The 8,915-nt window shown below is 59.0% G+C and carries 6 protein-coding genes and 1 rRNA gene; 4 read left to right on the top strand and 3 right to left on the bottom strand.

The annotated features are described in order from the left end of the window. The 4 genes from rrf to H8F22_RS20975 form a co-directional block, all read left to right on the top strand. A 5S ribosomal RNA gene (gene rrf / locus H8F22_RS20990) occupies nt 1-95 on the top strand; the annotation flags it as partial. Between the two features lie 146 nt (nt 96-241). Further along, nucleotides 242-901 (top strand): paraquat-inducible protein A, encoded by a 660-nt coding sequence (locus tag H8F22_RS20985; RefSeq protein WP_027925910.1) that lies wholly within the window; start codon nt 242-244, stop codon nt 899-901. Next, nucleotides 888-1,511, top strand: a complete 624-nt coding sequence (locus tag H8F22_RS20980; RefSeq protein ID WP_027925911.1) for a paraquat-inducible protein A — start codon at nt 888-890, stop codon at nt 1,509-1,511. Before H8F22_RS20985 ends, H8F22_RS20980 begins: the two co-directional genes overlap by 14 nt. Beyond that, nucleotides 1,504-3,807 (top strand): PqiB family protein, encoded by a 2,304-nt coding sequence (locus tag H8F22_RS20975; protein ID WP_059182152.1) that lies wholly within the window; start codon nt 1,504-1,506, stop codon nt 3,805-3,807. The genes H8F22_RS20980 and H8F22_RS20975 overlap by 8 nt, the downstream gene beginning before the upstream one ends. 157 nt (nt 3,808-3,964) lie before the next feature. Here the strand turns inward: H8F22_RS20975 and mksF are convergent, their stop codons facing one another. The 3 genes from mksF to mksB are packed head-to-tail and all read right to left on the bottom strand — an operon-like array spanning nt 3,965 to nt 8,767. Then, nucleotides 3,965-6,805: an Mks condensin complex protein MksF gene (gene mksF, locus H8F22_RS20970; protein ID WP_194940630.1), complete on the bottom strand. Its 2,841-nt coding sequence runs from the start codon at nt 6,803-6,805 to the stop codon at nt 3,965-3,967. Further along, on the bottom strand, nt 6,802-7,503 hold the full coding sequence (mksE, locus tag H8F22_RS20965) for an Mks condensin complex protein MksE (RefSeq protein ID WP_027925914.1): 702 nt from the start codon (nt 7,501-7,503) through the stop codon (nt 6,802-6,804). Before mksE ends, mksF begins: the two co-directional genes overlap by 4 nt. Continuing rightward, nucleotides 7,493-8,767: an Mks condensin complex protein MksB gene (mksB, locus tag H8F22_RS20960; protein ID WP_032833673.1), complete on the bottom strand. Its 1,275-nt coding sequence runs from the start codon at nt 8,765-8,767 to the stop codon at nt 7,493-7,495. Before mksB ends, mksE begins: the two co-directional genes overlap by 11 nt. Nucleotides 8,768-8,915 lie beyond the last annotated feature (148 nt).

Here is an 8,915-nt window from a genome sequence, read left to right as displayed (position 1 = left end):
GAACCACCTGATCCCATCCCGAACTCAGCAGTGAAACGATGCATCGCCGATGGTAGTGTGGGGTTTCCCCATGTGAGAGTAGGTCATCGTCAAGATTAAATTCCGAAACCCCTATCTGCGTATGCAGTTAGGGGTTTTGTTTTGCCTGCGAGAAAGTACTCGCCCTTAACGCACAAATTGGCGCAGTTATTTTTGACCCATGCCTCTAGAATAGGGCCAACTTTTTCGGAACAGAGCCTTTATGTCAGATCCGGTTGACGCCGCAAGGCTGTCAGAATTACCGCTGGACGATTTGGTCGCGTGTCATGAGTGCGACTTGCTGATGCGCAAACCCGAACTCGCCCATGGAGAGAAAGCGCTGTGTCCGCGCTGCGGTTATGAGCTCTACGCCCATCGGCACAACGTCGTACAGCGCAGTCTCGCTTTGGTGATCGCCGCTTTATTGTTGTACGTGCCGGCGAACTTTTTACCCATCATGCAGCTCAATCTACTCGGGCAATCGTCAAACGACACTGTCTGGAGCGGCGTTGTGGCCTTGTTCGACACCGGCATGCAAAGCGTCTCGGTGATTGTGTTCCTGTGCAGCATGGGCATCCCGTTGCTTAAGCTGCTCTGCCAATTGGCCGTCTTGTTGAGCATTCGCTTTGATATCGGACGCAGCTACGGCCTGTTGCTCTATCGCATTTATCACCATCTACGGGATTGGGGAATGCTCGAGGTTTACCTCATGGGCGTGCTGGTTGCGTTCGTAAAACTGGCAGATATGGCAGCCATTAGCGTAGGCCTTGGTCTGGTGTGCTTTATCAGTTTGCTGTTGGTTCAGGTCGGGTTGGAGGTTGTGATGTCGCCTCATCAGATCTGGCAGGCTTTATCAGGAGAGGATGCCCATGCGGGCGATTGATGCAGGCATTCTGATTTGTGCGGAATGCCATGAGTTGAACAAGCAGGAAGCTGACACCGACGAGCAAGTCTGCACTCGTTGTGGTGCGCTGGTTCATGCCCGTCGCCCAAACAGCCTGGTGCGTACCTGGGCGCTGCTGGTAACTGCGGCCATTCTCTACATTCCGGCCAACGTGCTGCCGATCATGACCATCAACTCACTCGGCAAGGGCGCCCCCAGCACCATCATGTCCGGCGTGATTGACCTGGTTCATTACGGCATGTTTCCCATCGCGGCAGTTGTGTTCATTGCCAGTATTCTGGTGCCGACGTTCAAACTGGTAGGCATCGGGTTGCTGTTGTTTTCCATACAGCGCCGCCAGCCACTCTCGGCTCGCCAACGAATCTGGATGTACCGCTTTATCGAGTTCATCGGCCGCTGGTCAATGCTGGACATCTTTGTGATCGCCATCCTGGTGGCGGTCGTGAATTTCGGACGGCTTGCCAGCATCGAAGCCAATCTTGGCGCTATCGCCTTCGCCAGTGTGGTGATTTTGACGATGCTTGCTGCAGTTTCTTTCGATCCCCGACTGATTTGGGATAACACGGAGTCGGACGACGACCATGACTGATTTGCCTACAGCGAAAACCCGACCGGCCTCGAACTGGTCAGCCATCTGGATTCTGCCTCTGATCGCTTTGATCATCGGCGGCTGGCTCGGCTGGCGTGCCTATAACGAGACCGGTATCGAGGTTCAGGTGCGCTTCGAAAGCGGCGAGGGCATCCAGGCCAACAAGACGGAAGTCGTCTATAAAGGCATGTCCGTCGGTAAGGTTAAAGCCCTGAAACTCGATGACGAAGGCGCTTCCAAAGGCGTGATCGCGACCATCGAGATGAACAAAGATGTCGAGCAATACCTCAGGACCAGCACGCGCTTCTGGCTGGTCAAACCGAGCGTGACGCTGGCCGGTATCACCGGTCTGGAAACCTTGGTGTCGGGCAATTACGTGGCGATCAGTCCCGGTGAAGGCGAGCCCACTCGCAAATTCAAGGCGCTGGCTGAAGAGCCGCCCCTGTCCGACGCCAAACCGGGATTGCACCTGACCATCAAGGCTGATCGCCTCGGCTCACTGAACCGTGGCAGTCCTGTGTTCTACAAGCAGATCAAAGTCGGCCAGATCAAAAGTTATGTGCTCTCGGAAGACCAGAGTACGGTCGAGCTCAAAGTGTTCATCGAGCCCACCTACGCCAATCTGGTGCGCAAACACACGCGTTTCTGGAACGCCAGCGGCATCAGCATCGACGCCAACCTGTCGGGTGTGAAAATTCGCAGTGAGTCGCTTGCCAGCATCGTCGCCGGGGGGATCGCGTTCGCCACGCCGGAGAATCGCAAGGACAGCCCACCCACCGATCCGAGCCTGCCGTTCCGTCTCTACGAAGACTTCGACGCTGCTGCCGCCGGTATTCGGGTCAAGGTCAAACTCACCGATTTCGAAGGATTGCAGGCTGGCCGCACGCCGGTCATGTACAAAGGCATCCAGGTCGGCAACCTGAAAGCGCTGAAGATCGATCCGGACCTGTCCGGTGCCACCGCCGAATTGACCCTCGATCCATTGGCCGAAGATTACCTGGTCAGCGGTACTCAATTCTGGGTGGTCAAACCGTCGATTTCCCTCGCGGGCATCACCGGCCTGGAAGCGCTGGTCAAAGGTAACTACATCGCCGTGCGCCCTGGCGATAAAGGCTCCCCACCGCAACGCGAGTTCGTGGCACGGCCCAAGGCGCCACCGCTGGACCTGCGTTCGCCGGGCCTGCACCTGGTGTTGTTCACCGAAAACCTCGGGTCCCTGGAAGTTGGCAGCCCGATCCTCTATAAGCAGGTCAAAGTCGGTTCGGTGCAGAGCTATCAGTTCTCCAAGACCAAGAAACAACTGGTGATCGGCGTTCACATCGAGAAGGAATACGAAGGTCTGGTCAACGCCTCGACGCGCTTCTGGAATGCCAGCGGTATCACACTCACGGGTGGACTGACCGGCGGAATCCAGGTCAAAAGTGAATCGCTGCAAAGCCTGATGGCCGGTGGTATCGCCTTTGAGACCCCGGAAGCCAAAGCCCCGCTGCAAAAGAAGATCCCGCGTTTCCGTCTGTTCGCCAACCATGACGAAGCCAATCAGAAAGGCACCGTGGTCACTATCAAGGTCGAACGCGCCGATGGCCTGCGTAACGGCACACCGGTGAGATTCAAAGGGCTGGACGTCGGCAAGATCGAAGACGTTGACCTCACCGATGACCTGCAATCGGTGATGCTCACCGCACGAATCACCGAAGTGCCGGAGCGCATTGCCCGGGTGGGCACTCAGTTCTGGGTGGTCAAGCCTGAGTTGGGGCTGATCAAGACCCGCAATCTGGAAACGCTGGTGACCGGTCAATACATCGAAGTGCAACCTGCTCCGAAGAACCTCGGCCCACAGAAGAACTTCGTCGCGTTGGCCAATCCGCCAGAGACGGCCAAGCAGGAAGCCGGTTTGAGTCTGGTCCTGAGCGCCGCGCGCCGTGGTTCGCTGAAAACCGGTGTGCCGGTGACGTATCGCGAAATCACCGTGGGCAAGGTCACTGGATATGAACTTGGCCAGACAGCGGATCGTGTGCTGGTGCACATTCTGATCGAACCGAAATACGCACCGCTGGTGCGCAGCGGCACGCGTTTCTGGAACAGCAGTGGTTTTGGTTTTGACTACGGCTTGTTCAAAGGCGCAACGGTGCGCACTGAATCGCTGGAGACACTGATTCAGGGCGGTATCGCCTTCGCCACCCCGGACGGCGATCGCATGGGCAGCCCGGCGCGAGCTGAGCAAACCTTCCCGCTGTTCGACAAGTTTGAAGATGAATGGCTGACCTGGGCGCCGAAAATCGCAATCGGCAAATAGTTTATTGGTGCCTGTGATGCCGCCATCGCGAGCAAGCTCGCCCACATTGAATTGTGTTTACACAGATCTAATGTAGGAGTGAGCCTGCTCGCGATGAGGCCCACAAAAAAGGCCGCGATCCATTGGATCGCGGCCTTTTCATATCTAACGGATTAACTCAAACCGCATCCAGCTCCGGTTCATCCGCCTGCGCCACAACGCTCGCCTTCACCTCGTCATGACGGCGAATGTACTTCCAGTCGGCCTCATCGATGTAGATCCCGTTCGGCCCGCTGCCACCTTCCAGGTCAATCGCGACACTGGCGCAAACCTGCGGCTTCACACTCGCCAGGATCGGCACGAAGCCCAGTTGCAGGCTGGTTTCCAGCAACGCTGCCTGGTTCTTCTCATCGATGTCCGCCGCCTCGTCGAGGTAGTACGGCAGGCGCACGCGACCGGCCTGGTCGCGGTCCATCAAGTGCAGCAACAGGTACATGTTGGTCAGCGCCTTGATGGTCATTGTGGTGCCGTTGGACGCGGCGCCGTCGATGTCGGTGTGGATGACTGGCTGACCGTTGACCTTGGTGATCTCGAACGCCAGTTCGAACAAGTCCTTGAGGCCCAGCTGGTTGTGGTTGGCGGCCACCAGCCGCGCCAGGTATTCCTTGGCTTCTTCGTTCTTGTTGTCCTGATCGGCACTTTGGCTCAGGTCGAACACGGAGAGGGTTTCGCCTTCTTCGTATTGGCCGGCGCTGTGGATGATCTGGTCGATGTGCTTGAGCGCTTCCTTGTTCGGCGCGAGCACGATGCGGAAGCTTTGCAGGTTGGACACCTGACGCTTGTTGATCTCGCGGTTGAACAACGCCAATTGATGCTCGAGACTGTCGTAGTCGCTACGAATGTTGCGCAGGGTCCGGGCGATGTCCGTGACCGCCGCCCGGCGTGCCTTGCCCAGCGTCAGGGCTTCGTCGGTGCGGTGCGCGTACGCGTTGATCAGCAGCTGCAGGCGACGCTCCATATCGTCTTCGCTGTCGAACTTGGCCACACCCTTGAGGCGGACCTGCGCGTACAGCGCCTCGATCTGACCGTCGCTGCGCAGCAAACCCTGCCAGCTGTCTTGGTAGTCATTGAGCAGCGGCAGCAGGTTGTCCATGGAATCGTCGATCGGGTCCATGAACGGTGTGCCGAACGGCAGGTCTGCCGGCAACAGCTGACGGCGGCGCAGGGCGTCGTCGAGGGTGCGTTGCTTGGCTTCCATGTCGCCGATCTGACGGCCGACCAGTTGCAGCTTGGCCGACAGTTGCTGGACGCGTTCGGTGAAGGCATCGCTGGAACGCTTCAATTCGTCCTGCGCCGCTTCCATCTGTGCCAGTTGCTCAAGCTTGTCGCCTTCCTCAGCGCTCAGGGTTTGCGCGCGACGGAAATCTTCCAGGGCTTTCTGCGCATCCAGCACTTGCTGGTACAGCGCTTCGGTCTGAGTCTTGCTCGCGGCGCGGTCGGCGGCCACGGCTTGTTGGGTCTTGAGTTGCTTGAGTTCTTTGTCCAGGCGCTCTTTCTGATCGCGCAACGCGGCGCGGTCAGCCAATGCTTGCAGCGCGGGCGGCTCGATGTGCGAGATGTCGATGGACAGGCCCGGCACTTCGAAGCGCTCGCCTTTGAAACCGTCGAGGATCAATTCCATGGATTTGACCCACTGACCGTCCTCGTCCAGCGTGATGCCGTGTTCGCCCAGCGGCAGGCTGAACAAGGCGCTGTTGAACAGACGCATCAGGCGCTCGACGTCCTGTTGCGAGAACTCTTCGCGCAGGCGGGCGTAGCTGTTGTTGTCGGCGTGATCGAGTTGCTGCTTGACCGACTTCAGGCGTTTTTCCAGGTCACGCAGACGCTCTTCCAGATCTTCGGCAGAGAACTGCCGCGACTGTGCCAGCGCACCCGCCAGTTCATCGTGCGCGTCCTTGGCCGCCAGCAGTTGTTGCTCCAGCACTTTGACGTCATCGACCAACGCGAAGCGATGCTTGAGCACCGACAACTCGCCGAGCCAGCGCTGGATGCCGGTGATTTCCCGCTCCAGGCGCATCAGTTCTTGTGTGCCGCCACGCTGATCGTTTTGCAGCGCGTCCTGCTCGTTGCGGTAATGCTCGGCCTGAATCGTCAGTTCTTCCTTGCGCGCACTGGCGTAGTCCGACCAGGTGCCAAGCAGGGAATCGAGCAGCGGCGAGATGCGGTGCAATTTGCCGCGCAGGATATTGCGCTGGGCCACGCCGGCGGCCAGTGCTTCAACCAGCGGGCCGGCAGTGACCAGCGAGTTGTAATCCTGCTCCATGCGCCGTACATCGCGGAACGCTTCTTCGCACGCGGCGATGTAGTCGACGCTGCCGGAACGCAGGCTGTGCTCAAACGCATCGAGGAACAGTTGCTTGAGCTTGGCCGCGGTGATTTCGCGCATGTGCAGCAGGTTGATGAACAGTGCGCGGAAGGTCTTCAGGCTCTGCTCGCTGGTGGAACGCAGCGGGATCAGCGTCAGGTCCAGCGGGATCGAGGTGTGACCGCCGACCAGCAAACGACGCAGCTCATCAGGCTTCAACTCGTAGGCTTTGAGGCCTTCGCGTTCAAGGTTGGTGAACAGTTCTTTCTGGCGCAGGCAGGTGTCGTTCTTCTGGTAATGCGCCAGATCCAGCTTGCCGGCATAGGCAAAGAACTGGTGACCGAAACCACCGCCCGGGCCGCGACCGACCACGCCGATCACGTGCGGGCCGTGGGGCAGCGACACTTCAACCAGGATGTAACTGGTGTCCGAGGCGAAGTAGAAGCGTCGGGATTGTTCCAGGCTGTACTTGCCGAAACTCATGTCCGACATGCGCGCCAGGATCGGGAACTGCAAGGCGTTGATCGAGGCGGATTTACCGAGGTTGTTCGCGCCGTAGACCGACAGCGGCTCTTCCAGCGGAAACAGACCGAGGCTGTAACCGGCGGTGTTCAAAAGGGCAAAACGGCGAATGCCGTAGCGTTCCTTGCTCATGCGTCGGTCTCCTGTTCTTCGGCAATGGCGCGGGCCATGGCGTCTTCTTCGCTTTCTTCTTCGAAGTCACTGAGGTCCAGCGGATCGTCGGTTTCCAGCAATTTTTCATCGCTGTCGTCATCGATCAGCACGGGGACCGGCAATGGCAACACGCTGTGCAGGCTGGCCGCCAGATCACGGTCTTGCTGGACCGACAGGCAGACATCGAGGAAGCGGTGCATCGGCGGCAGGAAACGGTAGATGCCGTTTTCTTCGCCGGCGAAACCGAGCTGGGTCATGCGGCGCATGATTTTTTCTTCGAGTTCTTCGACGGTCTGTACTTCGGCCTGGATAAACAGGTCGCGGTACTTTTCGAGCAAGGACGGCAATTCATCGCGGCCGAGGCTGCCGCCGTCGAGTACGGCGACCGGGTCGCGGCCCTGATCCGCCAGATGCTCGACGAGGATGAAGGTGAACAGCGCCAGTCGTTGCGCGGTTTTGTTCACCGCGGCAGCAGCAAGGTCCGGCACGAAGTAGTAGAAACCACGGGTGTCACACACCAGCTCAAACCCCAAGGCCTTGAACAGCGTGCGGTACTGGTCCTGGAAGTTCGACAGTTGCGCGTACAGCTCCGGGTCGCGGCGGCTGACGTGGTAGCCCTTGAACAGCTCGCGAAAGATCGGCGCCAGCTGGGACAGTTCGTTTAGATCAAGATGCATGTGGGATGCTCGCAGAATCCTCGGCGGCGTCGCCGGCCGAGAGCAGGGCGAAGGAGCGCAGGCTGACCTGATGCTCATGAGTGTGGTATTCGCGGCGTTCCAGACGCTCACGTTTGAAGCGTTTCTCCCGCGACAGGCGCGAGAACCAGTACAGCAATTCGTCGGTCGCGCCGTCCGGTTCCTGCTCCAGCAGCCAGGTCATCAGGTCCGGCATCGGCAGGGCGTCTTCACAGCGTTCGAGCATTTCGCGAACGGTACGAGGCGCGCGCGGGGCTTCGCCTTTCTGGGTCTTGTGCGCTTTGGGGAAACGCGCCGGTTTCGGTTCGAAACGGGCCAGCGCATACACGTAGGCTTCGACCTGACTCGCACTGCCGAGGAACGTGCTTTGCGGGCGGGTGAACATCGGCATCGCGGCTTGCGGGACGGCATCGATGCCTTTGCGACGAATGGCCGACAAGGCCAACGCGGCGCCACGGGTCACGGCATTGTGGCGACGGGCTTCTTCACGCAGCGGCAGCAGCAGTTCGCGGGCATGACGCAGGGTCAATTGGGCGCTGGTCTGCATTTCGAGGATACGGGCGTGGGTACGCAGCAGCATGTCGTCATCGACCAGATGGCCAAGACGCTGCTGCTCGCTGAGCATCTTCAGCAGTACGGTTTCGACCTTGCGTACGCCTTGTTCGAAGGCGCCGTCGGCGTTCACCAGTTCGATCATCGGTTCGACGTATTCGTCCCAGGTCGCCAGCACTTCAGCGTAACGCTGACGCAACGGGATCTGCCGATCGCTGGTTTTCGCCCGTTCGGCGACGGCCACCAATGCTTGTTCATCGTTATCGAGTTTTTTCAGTACGTCGCGTACGCGCATATCGAGCAAGCGCAATTGGCGCGCCAGATCATGGCCATCGCGAATGTCAAAGGCGTCCTGAATGTAACCGGCCAGGCGCTCGAGGTGACGCAGGTAGGCTTCGATTTCCAGGCACAGGCCTAGACGGTGCTCACGGCGCAGGTAAGCGAGGAAGTCGTGAATCTGCGCATTGAGCTCGAACCGGTTCGGGCTTTTCGCCACGGGCACCAGAATGTCGAGGCGGATCCACACGTCCAGCAGGCTGGTGATGTCCTGCGGCGTACTGTCGAGTTGCTGGGCGGCCAACTGTGAACGCAGTTCGTTGAGGCTCAAGGTGCCTTGGTCGAAGTGCTCGCACAGTGGCTCCAGAAGTGCCCAGTGTTCAGCGAGGGCGCGCAAGACGCGCTTGGGTTCGATCATCGGAATGGCCGGCTGGTTGACGATTAAAAGCCACGATTGTACTGCATCGCAGGCGTGTCGATTCACTCTCGGGACAGACAGTAGGTTTTCTATCGATCGAGGGCGGGCGATCTTGAGCGAAGGGCGGTAGAATCAGCGCACTATTAGT

The sequence above is a fragment of the Pseudomonas mucoides genome (assembly GCF_015461845.1).
Lineage (GTDB): Bacteria > Pseudomonadota > Gammaproteobacteria > Pseudomonadales > Pseudomonadaceae > Aquipseudomonas > Aquipseudomonas mucoides.
The sequence above is the reverse complement of the archived record's forward strand: the minus strand, read 5'-3'. Positions and strand labels throughout refer to the sequence as shown.

Bases quoted from the DNA above. Each gene is read 5' to 3' on its own strand.
- H8F22_RS20985 (WP_027925910.1), top strand. From the start codon at position 242: ATGTCAGATCCGGTTGACGCCGCAAGGCTGTCAGAATTACCGCTGGAC.
- H8F22_RS20980 (WP_027925911.1), top strand. From the start codon at position 888: ATGCGGGCGATTGATGCAGGCATTCTGATTTGTGCGGAATGCCATGAG.
- H8F22_RS20975 (WP_059182152.1), top strand. From the start codon at position 1,504: ATGACTGATTTGCCTACAGCGAAAACCCGACCGGCCTCGAACTGGTCA.
- mksF (WP_194940630.1), bottom strand. From the start codon at position 6,805: ATGAGCAAGGAACGCTACGGCATTCGCCGTTTTGCCCTTTTGAACACC.
- mksE (WP_027925914.1), bottom strand. From the start codon at position 7,503: ATGCATCTTGATCTAAACGAACTGTCCCAGCTGGCGCCGATCTTTCGC.
- mksB (WP_032833673.1), bottom strand. From the start codon at position 8,767: ATGATCGAACCCAAGCGCGTCTTGCGCGCCCTCGCTGAACACTGGGCA.